Origin of the sequence: Candidatus Poriferisocius sp. (assembly GCF_965214065.1) — a bacterium.
Taxonomy (GTDB): Bacteria; Actinomycetota; Acidimicrobiia; order Acidimicrobiales; family Bin134; genus Poriferisocius.
In genome coordinates this window covers 953,277-969,874 of sequence record NZ_CBDCAT010000027.1, presented here as the reverse complement: position 1 = coordinate 969,874, position 16,598 = coordinate 953,277, and the positions used below count along the sequence as shown (strand labels likewise).

At 66.2% G+C, this 16,598-nt stretch carries 18 protein-coding genes; 7 read left to right on the top strand and 11 right to left on the bottom strand.

Annotated elements, in window-relative coordinates; all coding sequences use genetic code 11:
* Positions 1–6: 6 nt before the first annotated feature.
* Positions 7–1,323 carry an ABC transporter substrate-binding protein gene (locus ACOOGG_RS11020; protein WP_420435136.1) on the bottom strand — a complete coding sequence of 439 codons (1,317 nt, stop codon included), beginning with the start codon at positions 1,321–1,323 and terminating at the stop codon, positions 7–9.
* 91 nt (positions 1,324–1,414) lie between these two features.
* On the opposite strand from ACOOGG_RS11020, the gene ACOOGG_RS11015 reads away from it, so the two are divergent.
* Positions 1,415–2,617 carry a cytochrome P450 gene (locus tag ACOOGG_RS11015; protein ID WP_420435135.1) on the top strand — a complete coding sequence of 401 codons (1,203 nt, stop codon included), beginning with the start codon at positions 1,415–1,417 and terminating at the stop codon, positions 2,615–2,617.
* On the opposite strand, the gene ACOOGG_RS11010 is transcribed toward ACOOGG_RS11015, so the two are convergent.
* The 3 genes from ACOOGG_RS11010 to ACOOGG_RS11000 are packed head-to-tail and all read right to left on the bottom strand — an operon-like array spanning position 2,614 to position 5,697.
* Entirely contained in the window at positions 2,614–3,945 is a 1,332-nt protein-coding gene (locus ACOOGG_RS11010) for an amidohydrolase family protein (protein WP_420435134.1), read from the bottom strand. The genes ACOOGG_RS11015 and ACOOGG_RS11010 overlap by 4 nt on opposite strands.
* Positions 3,946–3,950: 5 nt before the next feature.
* Positions 3,951–4,823: a hypothetical protein gene (locus ACOOGG_RS11005; RefSeq protein WP_420435133.1), complete on the bottom strand. Its 873-nt coding sequence runs from the start codon at positions 4,821–4,823 to the stop codon at positions 3,951–3,953.
* Positions 4,824–4,860: 37 nt separating this feature from the next.
* Entirely contained in the window at positions 4,861–5,697 is an 837-nt protein-coding gene (locus tag ACOOGG_RS11000; RefSeq protein WP_420435132.1) for an SDR family oxidoreductase, read from the bottom strand.
* A gap of 51 nt (positions 5,698–5,748) precedes the next feature.
* On the opposite strand from ACOOGG_RS11000, the gene ACOOGG_RS10995 reads away from it, so the two are divergent.
* Positions 5,749–6,243 (top strand): nuclear transport factor 2 family protein, encoded by a 495-nt coding sequence (locus ACOOGG_RS10995; protein WP_420435131.1) that lies wholly within the window; start codon positions 5,749–5,751, stop codon positions 6,241–6,243.
* A 67-nt stretch (positions 6,244–6,310) separates the two neighbouring features.
* Here the strand turns inward: ACOOGG_RS10995 and ACOOGG_RS10990 are convergent, their stop codons facing one another.
* The 6 genes from ACOOGG_RS10990 to ACOOGG_RS10965 all read right to left on the bottom strand — a co-directional run bounded on the left by ACOOGG_RS10990 (position 6,311) and on the right by ACOOGG_RS10965 (position 10,737).
* Positions 6,311–6,712 carry a PIN domain-containing protein gene (locus ACOOGG_RS10990; protein ID WP_420435130.1) on the bottom strand — a complete coding sequence of 134 codons (402 nt, stop codon included), beginning with the start codon at positions 6,710–6,712 and terminating at the stop codon, positions 6,311–6,313.
* Complete coding sequence (locus ACOOGG_RS10985) at positions 6,709–6,939, bottom strand: ribbon-helix-helix domain-containing protein (RefSeq protein ID WP_420435129.1); 231 nt, start codon at positions 6,937–6,939, stop codon at positions 6,709–6,711. The genes ACOOGG_RS10990 and ACOOGG_RS10985 overlap by 4 nt, the downstream gene beginning before the upstream one ends.
* Positions 6,940–7,024: 85 nt before the next feature.
* The gene (locus ACOOGG_RS10980; protein ID WP_420435128.1) at positions 7,025–8,005 is read right to left on the bottom strand and encodes an amidohydrolase family protein; all 981 of its coding nucleotides are present in this window, start codon (positions 8,003–8,005) and stop codon (positions 7,025–7,027) included.
* Between the two features lie 51 nt (positions 8,006–8,056).
* On the bottom strand, positions 8,057–8,791 hold the full coding sequence (locus tag ACOOGG_RS10975; RefSeq protein WP_420435127.1) for a carboxymuconolactone decarboxylase family protein: 735 nt from the start codon (positions 8,789–8,791) through the stop codon (positions 8,057–8,059).
* Between the two features lie 45 nt (positions 8,792–8,836).
* Positions 8,837–9,589 (bottom strand): SDR family NAD(P)-dependent oxidoreductase, encoded by a 753-nt coding sequence (locus tag ACOOGG_RS10970; RefSeq protein WP_420435126.1) that lies wholly within the window; start codon positions 9,587–9,589, stop codon positions 8,837–8,839.
* The gene (locus ACOOGG_RS10965) at positions 9,589–10,737 is read right to left on the bottom strand and encodes an acyl-CoA dehydrogenase family protein (protein ID WP_420435125.1); all 1,149 of its coding nucleotides are present in this window, start codon (positions 10,735–10,737) and stop codon (positions 9,589–9,591) included. Before ACOOGG_RS10965 ends, ACOOGG_RS10970 begins: the two co-directional genes overlap by 1 nt.
* 50 nt (positions 10,738–10,787) lie before the next feature.
* Between ACOOGG_RS10965 and ACOOGG_RS10960 the strand changes: the two genes are divergently transcribed.
* From ACOOGG_RS10960 to ACOOGG_RS10940, 5 genes are read left to right on the top strand one after another with little or no spacing between them, the layout of a single operon-like run.
* Positions 10,788–11,549: an enoyl-CoA hydratase/isomerase family protein gene (locus ACOOGG_RS10960; RefSeq protein WP_420435196.1), complete on the top strand. Its 762-nt coding sequence runs from the start codon at positions 10,788–10,790 to the stop codon at positions 11,547–11,549.
* Complete coding sequence (locus tag ACOOGG_RS10955) at positions 11,546–12,397, top strand: hypothetical protein (RefSeq protein WP_420435124.1); 852 nt, start codon at positions 11,546–11,548, stop codon at positions 12,395–12,397. Before ACOOGG_RS10960 ends, ACOOGG_RS10955 begins: the two co-directional genes overlap by 4 nt.
* A 47-nt stretch (positions 12,398–12,444) precedes the next feature.
* The gene (locus tag ACOOGG_RS10950) at positions 12,445–13,434 is read left to right on the top strand and encodes a mechanosensitive ion channel family protein (RefSeq protein ID WP_420435123.1); all 990 of its coding nucleotides are present in this window, start codon (positions 12,445–12,447) and stop codon (positions 13,432–13,434) included.
* Positions 13,435–13,458: 24 nt separating this feature from the next.
* Positions 13,459–14,271: an HAD hydrolase family protein gene (locus ACOOGG_RS10945; RefSeq protein WP_420435122.1), complete on the top strand. Its 813-nt coding sequence runs from the start codon at positions 13,459–13,461 to the stop codon at positions 14,269–14,271.
* Between the two features lie 57 nt (positions 14,272–14,328).
* Complete coding sequence (locus tag ACOOGG_RS10940; RefSeq protein ID WP_420435121.1) at positions 14,329–15,486, top strand: transposase; 1,158 nt, start codon at positions 14,329–14,331, stop codon at positions 15,484–15,486.
* An 83-nt stretch (positions 15,487–15,569) separates the two neighbouring features.
* Here the strand turns inward: ACOOGG_RS10940 and ACOOGG_RS10935 are convergent, their stop codons facing one another.
* Complete coding sequence (locus ACOOGG_RS10935; protein ID WP_420435120.1) at positions 15,570–16,553, bottom strand: hypothetical protein; 984 nt, start codon at positions 16,551–16,553, stop codon at positions 15,570–15,572.
* Positions 16,554–16,598: the final 45 nt, after the last annotated feature.

Below are 16,598 nucleotides of genomic sequence, written 5' to 3'. Positions count from 1 at the left end.
AGAGACTTAGCTCGCTGGCGGGAGGAAGTCCCGAACCTGAGTCCACGTCTCTGTGTCAGAGTCGTACTCAGAAATACCGGCGCCAGAGGCGCAGCTGTGGCCGCCAGGAAGCGGCCCGCAGGCCAACACCGGCATCGCCGGAATCAGAATGGGGTCGTCCATCATCGACTCTGCTGTGGCGTGGAAGTTCTCATAGGAGTAGTCGCCGTCCAACCGGTCCCATAGCTCGAAGAAAGCCCGGCTGATGGAATAGGTCTGGAGGCTGAAATTGGGGGCCAGGCTCTCAGAACCGGGGCCCTCGTAGGCCTCCCACAGACCAGCCCAATGCTGCACGAACTCCATATCGGAATCGGGCAGAGCACCCTGAAGAGCTCCCAAGTAGCCGTCAGAGGCCTCAGGGTTGGCCAAACCGACCGTGGTCTGGCCGCCAGCACCTGCTGATCCCTGATCCGAGCAAACCAGAGGATTGAAGCCTGCCTCATGGAATTGGTCGAGCACCAGGCCGTTCTGGGTGCCGTCGAGCGCGGTGAGCACTGCATCTGCACCAGAGTCGATCACCGATAGAACCGCAGGGGCTACTGCGTCGGATAGCACCTCAACCTCTTCTTTGGCCACGATTTCCATGCCGTGGACCGGAGCCTGCATGTCGATGGCGTTGAATGCCTCCTCGCCCAGCTCGTTGTCCTGGCCGATGGCGGCCACCTTGGTGGCGCCCTGCTCGGCAAAGTGGTCGATGCAGATGCGTCCCTGCTCAGTGCGAGTCGGGTTCGTCAGGTACACCTGTTGGATGTCCTGGTCGGCGGGCGATACCGGACCCCACAGCGGGGTGCCAGCAGCCTCGATATCGGGATAGGTGGATGGGATTGCCTGAGACCCTGCTGTGCCGACAAAACCCCACACGTTGTCCTGCTCGATCATCTTGCGGACGTTGGTGACCATCTGCTCGATCTCGAAGCGGTCGTCTTCCCAAACCAGCTCGAAGGTGCATCCGTCGATGCCGCCATTGGCGTTGACCTCTTCGACGGCGATGATGATGCCAGCAATCAACCCCTCGCCAGCAACCGCAGCCCGACCGGTGAACGGCTGGGACGAACCGATGGTGATCACGCCGTTTTCCTTGTCAACGCCCCGGACATCGCCGTCAGTTGCCCAACCACAGCCGTCAGACGGGGAAGGGGCAGGTGCTTCGGTAGCCGCCGGAGCAGGCGCTTCAGTTGCTGCCGGTGCTGGTGCGGCACCGCCGTCGTCGTCATCGTTGCCGCATGCGGCCGCTACGAGGGCTACCGCGAACAGCAGCGCAAGAACTCTCAAGAGCTTGGACATGGATTCCCCTCCACTTGGTTGGATGTGCACTGATGGGACGTACACAAGTTCGGGACCCTAACAGACAGTTGGCTATGGCAAGATACCGGAGATGGCGGAAATCACCGTGACCACGTTTGCCGATGCCCGGGAGTGCTACCGGAACAAGCATCTGCGCCAAGCCCTGTACGACGCGGGCGAGGTGATCATGAGCGATGTGGTGGTGAACCTCCACGGAGATGAGCACCGGGATCGGCGCCGGTTGGAGAATCGCCTCTTCCGCCGGGACACCTTCACGCTGTACGAGCAGGATTTATTCCCTCCCATCATCGAGGCGACGCTGGCTCCCCACTTGGCCGAGGGCAAGGCCGAGCTGGTCAAGCTCGGCCACCAGCTGATGATGAACCTGGCTGCATTCACCGCCGGAGTGGATCGGCCCCAAGGCACCCCGGAGGAGACCTTCCGGCTGTACGACTACCTCACGACGTTCATAGAAGGGGCCACCCTGGCCCACTACACCGGCGACAAGGAAGCCAAGGTCGTCGAGATCGAGGCCGCACTCGATGCGTTCGACGCCGAGTTCCTCTCCCCCGGCATGGGCCGGCGCCAGGCCCTGTTGGATCAGCTTGAGGCCGGGGAGATCGAGGCCGATGATCTGCCCAAGGACGTGTTGATGGTGCTGATGCACAACCAAGACCGCCTGGAGCTGAGCCACGAGACCATCCGGCGGGAGATCGCCTTCTACATGCTGGCGGGAGCCCACACTTCGGCCACCGCCTTCAATCGGGTGGTGCACCACATCTTCGGCTGGCTAGCCGACAACCCCGAAGACGAGCACCGGGTGCGCGACGACCGGCTCTTTGTGCAGAAGTGCACCCACGAGACCATCCGGCTCCAGCCCTCCAGCCCCACCGGGATGCGCTGGGCGCTAGATGACATCGACTTGTCCAGCGGCGTACACATTGCCAAGGGCGACCGGGTCACGCTGGATCTGCTGTCGGTGAACCGGGACCAGTCGGTATTCGGCGACGACGCGGCCGATTTCAATCCCGACCGCACCCTGCCCGAGGGTATTGCCCCGTGGGGGCTGAGCTTCGGACAGGGGATGCACGCCTGCATCGGCCAAGACCTGGCCTCCGGGGTCTCGTTTGTGGACGGCGATGATGTGGACGCCCATTTGTTCGGCCTGGTTCCGGCGGCCGTGCAGACCCTGTTCGACCACGGTTGCCGTCCCGACCCAGGCCACCCGCCCGAGATGGACGCATCCACCACCCGCCCCTACTTCGGCCGATACCCGGTGGTGTTCGCGGCTTAGTTGACCAGGTCGCTGGTGAGGATCTGAGCGGCCCAGTTGGCTACCTTCTCGCCGGGGATGGGGGCCCGGCTAGGCCAGGGGCGTTCCAGGTCGACCAGCTGGCCGCGGCTGATCACATGGCGCAGGTTGGTTCGGTCGGCCAACACGGTTACGTCGGCAGCCGGGTCGCCGTCCACCACCAGCACGTCGGCGGCCATGCCGGTTGCCAGCGTGCCTACCTCGCCCTCCATGCGCATTGCGATGGCGCCGTTGGCGGTGGCACAGGCGATGGCCTGAAGCGGGCTCAGCCCGACCGACTCCACCAGCATCTCCATCTCCCGGGCGTGCCAGTGGCCGTATGGGGTGAGGGCGAACCCCGATTCTGAGCCGCACAACAGCGGCACGCCGGCGTCGTGGGCCTTGGCCATCATCTTGGCGGTGGCCTCGATCTCGCCCCGGAACACATCCTGCATGCCCGCCCCGGCCCCCACCAGATGCCCGTAGTCAGCCAGGTTGGCCAAGAAGGTGAAGGTGGGCATCAGAGCGGCCCCGGCTTCGATCACCGCCTCCAAGGCGGCTTCGTCCATGAACGAGGCGTGCAGGATGAGGTCGACTCCGGCCTCGGCGCAGGCCTCGGTGCTGCCCGCCGAGCGGGCGTGGGCCATGACCGGGGTCTCCAGTTCGTGGGCGGTGTCGCACACCGCCTTCAGCTCTTCGGGCTTCCAGGCCAACAGCTCGCCCTGGTGGCGGGGAATCGACCCGGTGGCGTGGATCTTGATCCAGTCGGCGCCGTGTTTGATGTGGCGGCGGGTCATCTGGATCATCTCGTCGACGGTGGTCACCACCTGCGCGTAGCCCACCACCCCGGCATCGGGAATGAGCCGCCCGGCAGTGCCGCCCACCGCAGTGACCAGCGCCTGCACCCCGGTGGCCATGCGAGGGCCCTCCACCACGCCGGCGTCGACCGCATCGCGCAGCGACGGCCCCATGGAGAACAGCGTGTCGGGGTCGCAAAACCCGGTGACCCCGGCCATGAGCAGCTTCTGGAGGTTCTGAGCGGCGATCAGTGCGGCCAGGGTGTGGTCGCGGTGGAAGAACAGCTCGTCGTTGGACTGCACGTCGTCGAAGGTGCAATGGACGTGGGCGTCGATGAGGCCCGGCATCACGGTGCAGCCGGTAGCGTCGATCATGTTGACGCCCGTCCGGTCGGCAGCCGCCGACTCCGCCTCGGCACCGACAGCGGCAATCTGGTCGCCCTCCAGCAGCACCGCTGTGTCGGGCTGGGGTTGGGCGCCAGTGCCGTCGATCACCGTGCCGCCGGTGATGACGATGGGTGTCGGCTCAGACATCTGGCTCAGTCCTTCAAATCCTCTAGCAGAGCCGCGGCGGCGTCTTGGACGGACATGCCCACCTCGACGCCTCGGTCGCGGGCCGGCTGGTTGCACGCACTGATGATGCCCTCATCGTAAGCCTTGAAGGCATCTCCCACTGGAGCACTCCACGCATCGCAGCACGCTCCGGCCAGTCCGTGGGCCTCGGTGATGGCCAGACCGGCGATCCCCGCGTCGTTCTTGCTGCGGCCCCCGTCGGAGCAGATGAAACCGTGGGGGCTCACCTCCAGCAAGAAATCCGCCCCGCTGCGCCCGGTGTGGCCGGCGGTAACCAACACGTTGCGGGAGTCCTCGGGCAGGGCGAACACGATGGAGTCGGTGACCACGAGCTGTCGCCCGCTGTCGGAAGTGGCTTTGACCTCCCGGCGAATCTTGGTGCCCTCGTCCACTTCGCCGGGATCGTTGGTCAACAGCAGCTTGGCCGCCTCTGATACCGGCATTCCCTCGACAATCCCGCACCGCTCGGCGTAGATGTTGAGCCGGGAGATGAGCCCGGTCTCGTACAGGTCGAGGCCGTTGCCCAACTCGGCGCTCATCCCGTCGGCGGTTGCCGCGGGGATGCCCAGCGCCTCCAAGAACCACAGCCCGGAGATGCCCGCCCCGTCTTTGCCGATACAGCCGTCGTGACCGATCACGCCCTTGGGCCGGTGGGGGGCTATAAGACGGGCGGGCAACACGCCGAGATACGAAGACGGCACCACCACATCGGTGTCCCGGTTGCGGGCGTCCACATAACGGGCTGAGTCCATGGTGACAATCCGACGGTCGCCGTCGGCATACACCACCTGTTGGGGGTGGTCTTCTTCGTTGGCGAGCAATGGGGCTTCTTCAGGCACGACTCGAAGATAGCCCCTGTCCGTTCAGCCGAGCCTCTTAGAGCCCGGTGCGACCCGCTTCGCGGATCATGGGGGCATAGTCGGCGAAGCCGGGAGCATCGGGGCGAGCACCGGTGGTGAAACCGGCGTCGACGGCCAGAGTGTGGCCGCTGGTGTATCCCGAGTCGTCGGAGGCCAGCCACAGCGCGGCGCTGGCCACGTCGGAGGCGAGACCGGGACGGCCGATCAGCGGGGAGCTGGCGGTGAGCTCGGCCCGGGCGCCATCCATGTTGGTGTGGTCGCCGGTGTGGGCGTAGGCCACCATCGGAGTCAGCACCGAGGCGGGGGCGATGCAGTTCACCCGGATGCCGAAGCGGCACAGCTCGGCGGCCGCGTTCTTGGTCAGACCGACCACAGCGTGCTTGGCGGCGGCGTAGGCGTGGGGTCCGAGGCCCCCCATCACCCCGGCGGTGCTCGACATGGAGATGATCGAGCCGCGGGTGCGGGGCTTCATTGCTCGGGCAGCGTGCTTGATCCCGTAGAACACACCGTGGAGCAAGATGTCGATGCTGGCGTGCCACTCGTCGGCCGGGGTGGTGTCGATGGGCCCGACCGCTCCGACGATGCCGGCGTTGTTGTACATCACGTCGAGCTGTCCGAATTCGGCCACCGCGGCATCTACCAGCGCGGCCACTTCGCCTTCGGAGGTCACGTCACAGTGGACAAACACCGCACCGTCGCCCAGGGCCTCGGCCAGAGCCTGACCGGCGTCGTCTTGGATGTCGCCCAGGGCCACCTTGGCCCCCTCGGCGGCAAAGAGCTCGGCCGCAGCCCGCCCGATACCGCTGGATGCTCCGGTTATGGCCGCCACCCGGCCTGCCAGTCGTCCGCTCATTTGCCCCTCCAATGAAATGTTGTGCGCCCGGCACCGTAATCTGACCAGTCTATGAGCACCAGATCAGATGACCCCCCGGCGCTTGATATTGACCGGCTCCAAGACTTGTTGGACCGTGACGCTATCCGCCACATCCAGATCCGCTACGCCTGGAGCCTGGACAATCATCGCTGGGAGGCGCTCAAGGAGATCTTCTTGGCCGATGCGGTAGCCGACTATCGGGGCGAGCGGTTCGAGGGGCTCGAGGCCATCGTGGCCAAGTGCGCCTCGTCGCTGGAGCCGGCCGACGCCAGCCAGCACATCAACGGCTGCCACTGGGCTCAAGTAGACGGCGACAAGGCCATCGCCGGCTGCTACTTCATCGCCACCAAGTACATCGCCGACACTCCCGGCGGCGACACCTTCATCGTCGGCGGCAAGTACATCGACCAGATGGTCCGCACCCCCGACGGCTGGCGCATCGCCCACCGCCTTCTTGAGCCCACCTTCCTTGACGGCAACCCCGAAGTCGAGACCGTCGCCCAAGCCCGCTGGGCCGCACGCTGAGCGTCTCCGGCTGGGGGCCGATTTCGAGTTTCGCCTCGATTCAGGCCAGGCGCTCGCCGTGCTCTTTCTACTCGTGCAATGGGGTGGAGAGGTTCTTGATGTCTGCTTCTGCGATCACCGGCCATTTGGAGTCGCAGGTCACAACTGTCCAACCCCTTTCAATCCCCAGGGCGACTACCGCCGCGTCCACCATAGGGAAGTTCCGATTGCCGTATCGGGCTCGCAGCTGACGGGCCCGGTCGGCGACTCCGTCGTCGAGCACTTCGATGTTGAACCCAATCTGATCTAGCGCCGCGGCCGCCTCTTCAAACCTGCCCAGCCTGGTCGGATGGATCAGCGCCTCGGCGTAGGTGATGTTCAAGATGGAGACCCCTTCTGCCTCTAGGCAGAGTCGTATCGCCGTTCGATGGAACTGGTCTTGAGGGTCAAGGACGGCTATAGCGATGTTGGCGTCGACCGCGATGGTCATCGCTCCCCGGCCTCTGACCGCTGAGCGCCCAGATGGTCTTTGGGCCAGACGATTCCCAGCCCGCGGGACCGGTCCATGACTGCTTCTATGCGAGCCTCAAGCGCCGATTCATGGTGCTCGGCGATGAAGTCTCGGATCGCTTGCTGGGCCAGCCGAGAAAGATTGATCCCGACACGACGGCTGACCTCGTCGAGGTCCTCTGGCAGATATATCGTCCGATTAGGCATACGTATATTATAGCAGTAGATATACGCACACCAGAGCCCCGAGCGCCGGGGCTAGGCCGCTCCGGCTAGGGGCCGATTTCGCTTGTCAGAGCCTCAGCAGGCGGGTGGCGTTGGCGTTGAGGGTTTCGGCCAGGTGGGCGACGGCGGGGCCGGTGCCCCGGTCCCAGCCGCCAAAGTTGGTGCCGTAGACCAAGCGGTCGGTGCCGTATTGCTCTAGGGCCAGGGTGAGCTCGGCGGCACCGGTGATGTGGCAGTCGAACCACAGGCGGCTGAGGGCTCGGTCGAAGGCGCTCGGCTCTTTGATCCACTCGGGGGCGGCGGGGCGGCGCTCGGCCAGCTTGCGCAGCTTCGACAGGATGACCGGCGTGGTGCCGCCGCCGTGGGACAGGCACAGGTCCAGGTCGGGGTGGCGCTCGGTGACCCCGCCGAACACCAGGGTGGCCACCGCCACCGTCTCTTCGTAGGAGTACTCCAGCACCAGATCGAGGTCCCAGCGGCGTATACGGGGATCGAGAAGCGGGCCGTCGATGCCCGACTGGGTGGGGTGCAAGAAGTGGGGCACATCTAGCTCGGTGCACAGCGACCAGAGTTGATCGAGGGCCGGATCATCCAACGGAGTGCCGAAATCGGTTCCGGTGTAGCCGCCGGAAAGGCGCAGTTCTTTAACTGCCCTTTGCAGTTCCTCACAGGCGGCGTCGACATCTTGCATGGGCAACGCGGCCAGGCCGATAAACCGGTCGGGATAAGCGGCCACCGCGGCAGCCAGATCGTCGTTGTGGCGGCGGCAGAAGTCGGTGGCCAGCTGCGGCTCGATGAAATGGAGGTAGGTGAGCGGGTTGGGCGACAGGGCCTGCACCGAGATGCCCTGGGCGTCCATGGCCTCGAGGCGCATGTCCAGCTCGATGAACAGCGACCCCCGATAGGCCACACCGTCGAGCTGATAGCCGCCTACTCGGAACCACGGGGTGCCGTCGCCGTGGGCGCCGATCTCGGGGCCGCACGGGCCGGCCGCGCCCATCGTGCCCTCCAGCACGATGTGGGCGTGGACGTCTATTAGCCCTGCCATGTCAGCCCGCGTCCCTCACGTCGGTCGGCCGTAAGGCCGGGAATCACAGCCTCAACGGCCTTCCATGATCCCGTCGGCGCCAGGCAGCCAGGAGGCCACCCCGGAGATGGGGATGGCGCACACCACCGCCTCGGTGATCTCGGCCTCGGTGGCCCCGGCGTTGCGGGCGCCGTTGGCGTGGATGTTCACGAACCGACTGGAGAACTCAGCGGCGTTGATGGTGCACAGCAGCAACTCCACATGCTTGGCGTCGAGGTTGTTCTCGGCCAGCGACCACTGCCGCATGAGCACATAGCCCTCTAAGGCCCGGGGAGCATTGTCGGCCATGACCTCCACGTAGTCGGGCACGAAGCCGAAGTAGCTCTCGAAGTAGTCCAGCGCAGCCTGGCGATCCAGGGAGAAGTCGGGAATCGGCTCGGAGGATTGATCGGCGGAAATTTCGAATGCCTGGTCGATGGCTCGGGCGAAGGCGTTGTAGGTGGCCTCACCCCGCGAGATGAGCACAGCCAGAGAGGCTCCCCGGGCGTCGCTCAGGCTCAGCCCTAGTTCACGCGACCGGGCCATCTCCCGGATGGCCAGTTCCCGTTGGCCCCGCACGGAGGCGGCGCAGGCCATGTACAGCGCCTTGGCCCACGCCGGGCACGCGCCATCCCGGTCGGTCACGTCGCGAATGCGGGCGTAGCCCTCGGCGAACTTGGTCGATATTGCAGCTAGTTCGCCGCCGGCCAGCGCGGGGCTGGCCAACTCGCTGTGAACTGCATTGTTGGACGTGGCTTGCATGGTCATCGGTTGCTACCTCCGTATGGACTGTGAAACTTACAAGGCCAGAAGTCAGAGTTTGGATACCTCGCCGCCGTCGACCACAAAGCAGGATCCGGTGACGAACTCCGATGCCGCCGATGCCAGATAGCACACCAATGGGCCGAGCTCCTCGGGCCGGCCCATGCGGCGAGCGGGGATCTTGCGCAGCCGGGCGGCCAGCGTGTCGGGATCGGCCATGACCGCGGCCTGGGCTTCGGTCTCGAATGCACCGGGGGCGATCACGTTCACCCGGATGCCATAGCGGGCCCATTCGCTGGCCAATGCCTCGGTCAGTCGCAACAGACCGCCTTTGGATGCCGAGTAGGCGGCCAGCAACGCCTTGCCTTTGAGCGCCGAGGTGGAGGCCACGTTGATGACCGAGCCGGGTTGGCCAGCGTCGATCCAATGGCTCGCGGCGCGACGGGCCAGGGCGGCAGGCGCGGCCAGGTTCACTGCCAGAACCTCGTCGAATGCCTCGTCGGTCTGGTCGACGAACTTGGACGCCGGGGCTATACCAGCGTTGTTGACCACCGAGTCGAGGCGCCCAAAGCGGGCTATCGCTGTGTCGACCAGGTTGGCTACCGCAGCCCGGTCCAACATGTCGCAGGGCACTGCGGCCACCGCATCGCCCAACTCCTCGGCCAGCGCGGCCAGGGCGGCTGCCGAGCGGGCCGCGGCCACCACTTTGGCTCCCTCGGCCACCAAGGCCCGCACCGCGGCCTCCCCCAAGCCCCGGCTGGCCCCGGTCACCACCGTCACATGGCCGTTGAGCCCCAGGTCCACTATCGGTCCCCCTGCTTGTCGGCCACCTCGTCGCACAGTCGGGTGGCGATGCCCAGCCGGAGCACCTCGGATGCCCCCTCGTAGATCCGCATGGGCCGGGCCTGGCGGTAGTAGCGCTCGATGTCGGAGCCCCGGATTAGACCCCATCGGCCCATCACCTGCACGCAGCGGTCCACCACCCGGCTGGCGGCCTCGGTGGCGGCCAGCTTGGCCAGCGACGACCGGTCGAGATGGGCCGAAGGATCCTTCCGAGCGGCCTCGGCGGTGGCGTAGGCCAGCAGGCGGGTGGACTCCAGCTCAGCCCAGGAGTCGGCCAGCAGCCCTGCCACCGGTCCCAACCGCACCAGCGGGCGGCCGAACTGCTCTCGGGTGGCGGCGTGTCTGGCCGCGCACGAAAGAGCCCCGTCCATGAGCCCGACGGCGGCTCCGGCCACCGAGATGCGAAACACCGACAAGGTGGCCAGCACATGGCGGAACCCGGCGCCGGGCTCGCCCAAGCGGGCCGAGGCGGGCAGGCGCACCCGGTCGAAGTTCACCTCGCCCAGCACATGGGGGGCGATGATCTCTGGGGAGGGCTCGATGGAGACACCCGGGGCATCAGCGGGCACCAGCACCAGCGAGAAGCGGTTGTCCTCTCGGGCCATGGTGGTATAGAAGCCGGCCGCTCCCCCGTTGGAGATGAACGACTTGACCCCGTTCAACTCCACCTCGTTGCCGTGGTCGGTGAGCGTGGTCTCGATCCCCCGCAAGTCCGACCCGGCTACCGGCTCGGTGAGGGCCAGGGCGGCCAGCACCTCGGCAGAGGCCACCTTGGGCAGCCACTCTTCCCGCTGCTCATCGGTGCCCGCCACCGCGATGGCGTAGCTGCCGATGCCCTGGAGCGCGAACAGCGAGTCGAGGTGCGAAGAGGCCCGCATGAGCGCCTCTCGGACCACGCACACTGCTAGCGGATCCACCCGCTCGTGGCGACCCCCAAAGGCGGCGGGCACCATCAGCGAGCAGAGGTCGCTGGCCCGCAGCACATCGAGGGTGGGCTGATGGACGTGGCTGCACTCGTCGGCCTCAGCGGCGAACGACGCCACCTGCCGGGCCACGGCCTGGGCCTCTTGTTGGATGGCCAGGATGTCAGGGCCAAGCTCGAACGCCATACGATGCTGGACAGTACGCGTTCTAAGACAGGGGGACCACCGTGAGCGACATCATCGTGGAGCGACATGACCGAATCTTGTGGCTGCGTCTGAACCGGCCGGAGCGGTTGAACTCCTATGACCGCAACACCATCGACGAGATCATCGCCGCTTTCCGGGAGCACGTCGATGCCGGGGTGGTGGTTATCACCGGCCAGGGCCGGGCGTTCTGCGCCGGGGGTTATCTGGCCAACCTGGCCGAGGCGAATTTCTATGAGCTGCGGACGATGTTCTACGGCTCCCTCGAGCTGTTCGACGCCATTCGCAACGCCCCCATGCCGGTTATCGCGGCTGTCAACGGCCCGGCATTCGGGGGCGGCAACGAGCTGGTGGTGGCGTGCGACTTCGCCATCGCCGCGGCCTCGGCTGAGCTGGGCCAGACCGGCGTGAAGGTGGGCAGCGCCCCGGTGCTTGGGGGCACCAACCTTTTGGCCATGACCATCGGGGAGAAGAAGGCCAAAGAGGTGGCCTTTCTGTGCCGCAAATACACCGCTGAGCAGGCTTGCGACATGGGGTGGATCAACGCGGTGGTGCCCGACGAGGAGCTGGAAGACGAGGTGGGGCGCTGGTGCGACGAGCTGTTGAAGATGAGCCCCCGTTACCTGGAGGCGGCCAAGATCAGCTCCAACGTGTATTGGAACCAGCTGCGGGACAACATGGCCTCGGGGCTGGGGATGCTGGCCCAGGCCATTGGGTCGCCCGACATGATCGAGGGGGCCACCGCGTTCATGGAGAAGCGCCGACCGCAGTTCCCACCGAGGACCGCCCGATGAGCCCTGAGGCCGACAAGCAGACCGAGGTGCTGGCCTCGGCTCGGGACCGGGTTATGTGCATGGACTCGGCCTACGACGTGGACGAGGCCAACCGGGGGCGCGACGTGTGCGTCAACTCGTCGTATTGCGGCGTGCTGCCCGCCCGGTTCATCGCCGAACACCGTCCCCGTGCCGCCATCGGCATGGACTGCGGGGTGGGGCCGGAGGGATCGGCCATCGCCGGGCTGTGGTACCTGGAAGCGCTGGGCATCCCCGCAGCGGTGGCCGATGTGATGACCGCCCATCTGGGCGACGGGGTGCATCTCTACAACCACGGGGTGATCAGCTTTGTCAACCAGCTGGCTTTGGACTGCGGGGTGACTGCGGGCATGTCGGTGCGAGACGCCTCAGCGGTTCTGTTGGACAACGACCCAGCGGCTGCGGTGGCGTCGGAGATAACCAACCGCACGGTGATGGAGACTGCCCCCGACGGTCGCTGTGTGGTGGCGGCCGACTCCATCGCCTTTGGCATCACAGACGACACCGACCGCAACGTGCTGGTCACCGCCGGCCACACCGGCCGCTCTGCTGTGCCCTACCTACGCCGCTGCCGCCCGTTCGGCTTCATTTGCTCAGACGGCGGCCGGGGCATGGACGACTCCGGCATGGCCGGGCTCTACATCGTGGAGGCCGACGGCTTAGCCGGCGCCACCGTGGACGCCCGCCGGGCCCGCATGGGCAGTGGGCTGTCCCACTACCACGACGGCATCATCTCCGCGGCCAACGCCGCCGCTACAGCCGCCGGCGTGGAGATCGGCATGCCCTGCGCCCAAGCCGCCAGCCTGCTGCTGAATCGCCCGCACCACTAACATGAGGGGCCGGTGACCACTGACCCCCTCGTGCGAACGGCCCTCCGATGACCGTCTTGGCCACAGCCGACCTGCTGGCGCAGTCGTCTGACGACTCGATCATCGACGAATCCCTGACGTTGTCCGACTGGGTGCAGGCCGGGATCATCGTTGCAGCCACGATTGTTGTGGCGGTGGTGGTCGCCCGACTGGTGCGGAGGGTGCTGACCCACGTGGTGGGGCCGGGCTTCGCCGCCATCGTGACCGCGAGGCTGGCCGCCTACCTCCTTTTCCTGATCGGGCTGTTCTACGCGCTCACCAGCCTGGGGGTGCAGGTAGGGCCGCTGATCGGCGCCATCGGGCTGGGCGGGTTGGTTCTGGCCCTGGCGTTGCAGAAGCTGGTGGAGAACTTCTTCTCCGGGCTGATCCTTCAGGCCCGTCGTCCCTTCCGAGTGGGCGACACAGTGCTTTTGGGAGATCACCTGGGCGTCGCCACCGACATCGACTCCCGCACCACCGTGCTGCGGGGGCTCGACGGGGCGGCGGTGCGGGTTCCCAACAGCGAGGTGGCCGCCGGGCCCATAATCAACCTCACCAACGAGGATTTGCGGCGCAGCGAGCTGGAGGTTGGCGTGGCCTACGACACCAACCTCCAAGCGGCCACCGAGTGCCTGACGGAAGCACTCGGGCAGGTAGAGCGGGTAAACGCCGAGCCGCCGGCGCAAGCGCTTTTGACCCGTTTCGGGTCGTCCAGCATCGACTTCACGCTGTACTACTGGCACGGCAGCGATGTGCCCACCGAGCTGGCTGCCCGCCACGACGTGATTCTGTCGGTACACCAGAGCTTTGCCGCCGCGGGCATCACCATCGCCTTTCCGCAGATGGTGGTGTGGTCGGGCCGCGGCGAAGACGACCAGCCCTACCGCGGCCGCACCGACGTCATCACTGTGGCCCCCGATCCCAGCAACCAACCCGTAACTCCACCGGCTCTGGTCCGCCAACTATCCCGGTGGCGGGTCCGCTCCGACATTTTGCGTCGCTTCAAACCGGGCGACTGAACTCCCTGCCGGCGGCTGCGGACAATGCTGGTTGTTACCGACCTCGACCGGACGTTCTGGGGCTTGGACTGCGTCGCTCCTCCGGCCCATCTGGAGGCACTCGCCGAGCTGGAGTCGGCGGGTCATGTCGTGTTGGCGGCCACTGGGCGCCGGTTGCGCAACATTGCCCGGTTGTTCGCCATGAACAGCCTCGAGCTGCCCGCGGTGGCCCTCGATGGATCGATAGGGATGGACTTTGCCACCAAAGAGCGCTTCCACCGTGTCGCCTTCGACCCTGCTGGGCTATGGGAGCTGCTGGGCATCCTCGATGCCCACGGCGTCCGACCTTGCCTCTACATCGATGACCGCGGCAACCCCGGAGGCGACGTGGTTATCCCCGAGAACCCAACCTCGGCTCAGGCCCACTTGGAGTTCCTCGAAGAAGACGCCGCCCATGCCCTCGGCCCCGCTGACGTGGAGGCCGATGTGCTGGAGCTGGTGCTGACCGGTCTGTCCTCGGATTTGGCACACCGGGCGGCTAAGGCGGTCCATGCCCAGGCGCTGGGGGTCGCCCGTGTCGACGAGCCCGACCCTCTCTACAGGGGAAGCCGGCTGACGGTGTCGCCCCCCGGTGTGTCCAAAGTGTCCGGCGTCGAGGCCTTCTGCCGGTGGACAGGCCACCTATTCCACTTCGCCGCCGTCGGCGACGGCATAAACGACCTAGAGCTACTAGACGCCGCCTCCATCAGCATCGCCATAACCGACAGCCACGCCGCCCAAGCCACCACCCCCCACCACCTAATCCCTCCCCCCGAGGACGGAGGCTGGGCCGCTGTGCCCCAGTTAGTGTCGAGTTAGCGACACGACCTTTAGTTAGCGGCGCAAGTGTCGCTGGTCGAGGGTAGTGTTTTGGCAGTGGCAGGATCGTCGTTGCGCTACCGGTATGCGGTTCCGGTTGACGCTGCCCACCGCGCCTATCGGGACGAAGGGGCGGCAACCGAGTTCTTGGAGAGGGCACGTTGGCCCGATGGCCCGGTCTGCCCCCGGTGCGGGGCCGAGGCGCAGAGTCGATCTCCCGATGCCGCCATGAGGAGATGGTGCGGGCGGTGCCGGCGCCGCTACAGCGTACGCACCGGGACGATGCTGGCTAAGGGCCATGCGCCGCTGAGGGCATGGGCAGTCGGCGCGGTCCTTACCTCCAATGGCCCGTTCACGGTAGGGCCGGGAGAGCTCAGCCGGCTAGGAGGGGTCTCCTCAGGAGCGGCCAAGTCGGTTGCGGACGGGATTCGCTCGGTTTGCGGCAGCCGGGTCAGCCCCTATGACCGACCTGAGCTGGTCGCGGCCCGCATAACCGAATCGCCCGGCGATCCCCGCCCGACTCGCCGCCGCGAATCCAACCGATGCCCTGAGCTGGACTGGATTTCTGGGCTGTCGGAACACGACTCAACCGTTCCTGAGGGAGTCGACCGCTGGCTTACGCCCCCTACCCCGCCCGAGGAGTTGGCCGTCGAGTTGCCACCCCATCCGCGGCCAGAGATCACCGAGTCGGAGGTGCTGGTGCTCACCGCGCTGCGCTCATATCTGGGGGGCGCCGACTCGGCGGTGGTGGCCGACGCCGGGGGAATCACCCGTCGCAGCGCACAAAGAGCTCTGCGGTGCTTGGAGGACGACGGTTACGTCGACTCCGCCATCGTCGATGTCCCCTGGAAGCATCGGAACCGGCGCGTCTTGCGCTGGAAGCTTGTGCAGTTCGGCCCATTCGACAAGCTACGCGGGTATCTGCCCATGCTTCGCCGGAGCACCAGGGCTGCTTGCCCCGAGACCCTGCCTGCTGACTTGTGGCATCTGTTCTGGTCTGGTCCCGATCCCGCCGACATCCGCCTGCCCCGCGATTCCCTGCTGGTGGCCAACCGGCTGTTGAACGGGCGCCTATTGGACTTCGACGCCCGACGCTGGGCCCTCCGCTGTCTGCCCCTAGACGCCCTGCTGGCCCAAACAGCAGTACCTGGATGCCCCGAAAGCGTAGAAGCCGCTGTCGCAGAACTGCTGGAACAAGAGCCGAGCCCCAAGTAGAGCAAGCCCTACATTAACGCCGCACAGCCTCCCGCTAGTAGTGCGTAGCGTCGCAACGGGCAATCCTGGGCAGCGTCCATCCCTCAGGAGCGTTGGACTGCCCCTTTGGTGGTGTCCAAGATTGCGGCTGCTTGGCCTTTGGTGAAGCGGACGACGGCGACCAAGCTCACTTTGTCACTGACCTTGTAGGCGAGAACACCGACGGTCACGCCGACCAACAGCGCTAGCCCAGCGGAGGCACCGGCTGAGCCAGCCACCGCGACGGCAGCCAGGCTCGCACCCGACGTCGCCGCACCCTTGAAGCTTCCGTCGACCAACTCGGCGAACTCCTCAGCGCTGCTGGCCTTGTTATAGGCCCGGGCCATGGCCACCACCGAGACCACCATCAGCAAGGGGTTCGCGCTCACTGCGGCCGATGTCCCGATAGCCGAAGCGAGCCCGGCGAACTCCTCGGTGTCGGCGCTGTTCCACCGATAGATCACCGACACGACTCCGATGGCCGCTCCGAAAAGGTCGGCTGTGTCGTAGGTGTTCAGCTCGTAGAACCAGGCCTTAGGGATCCCGAACTTCGACTCCAAAGCGCCCGACACCGAATCGAAGGTGGACTTGTCCCAAGTGGCCAGCGGCAGCCCTCGGGGAGTGGACGCATCTCGAAGCAGCGCCTTGACCGTTCCCAACGCCTCCTGCACCACCGTGTCGTCGGCAGAAACCCCTCTCGCGGCCCTGGCCGCCCCAGCAATGGTATGGCCCCCGTCGAACAGACGGTGATAACTGCCGCCCAGGCCCGGTCGCAGCGCCGGATCGAGATAGTTGGCATCCATCGCCTTGTCGTAGACCGTCGGTGCCCCCTTCACCCCGGCAGCAACCAGCTTGTTGAGGCCACCAGACAAGTCGCTCGCCACCAACGCCTGCGCAGCCGTCAACACCTGCCCAGCCCGCTCTTTGGTGCCATCCAGAGCAGCCCTTCCTCCAGCCCGAACCCGCCAAGCCGTCACCATCCCAACCCCCGCCACATTCGCCAACCCCCGCCGACCGACCTTCGTTGCCGCGCCCTTGACCTTCTTCACCCTCGATCGCCCACGACCATCCGCAGAGCCCCCCACCGAATATCC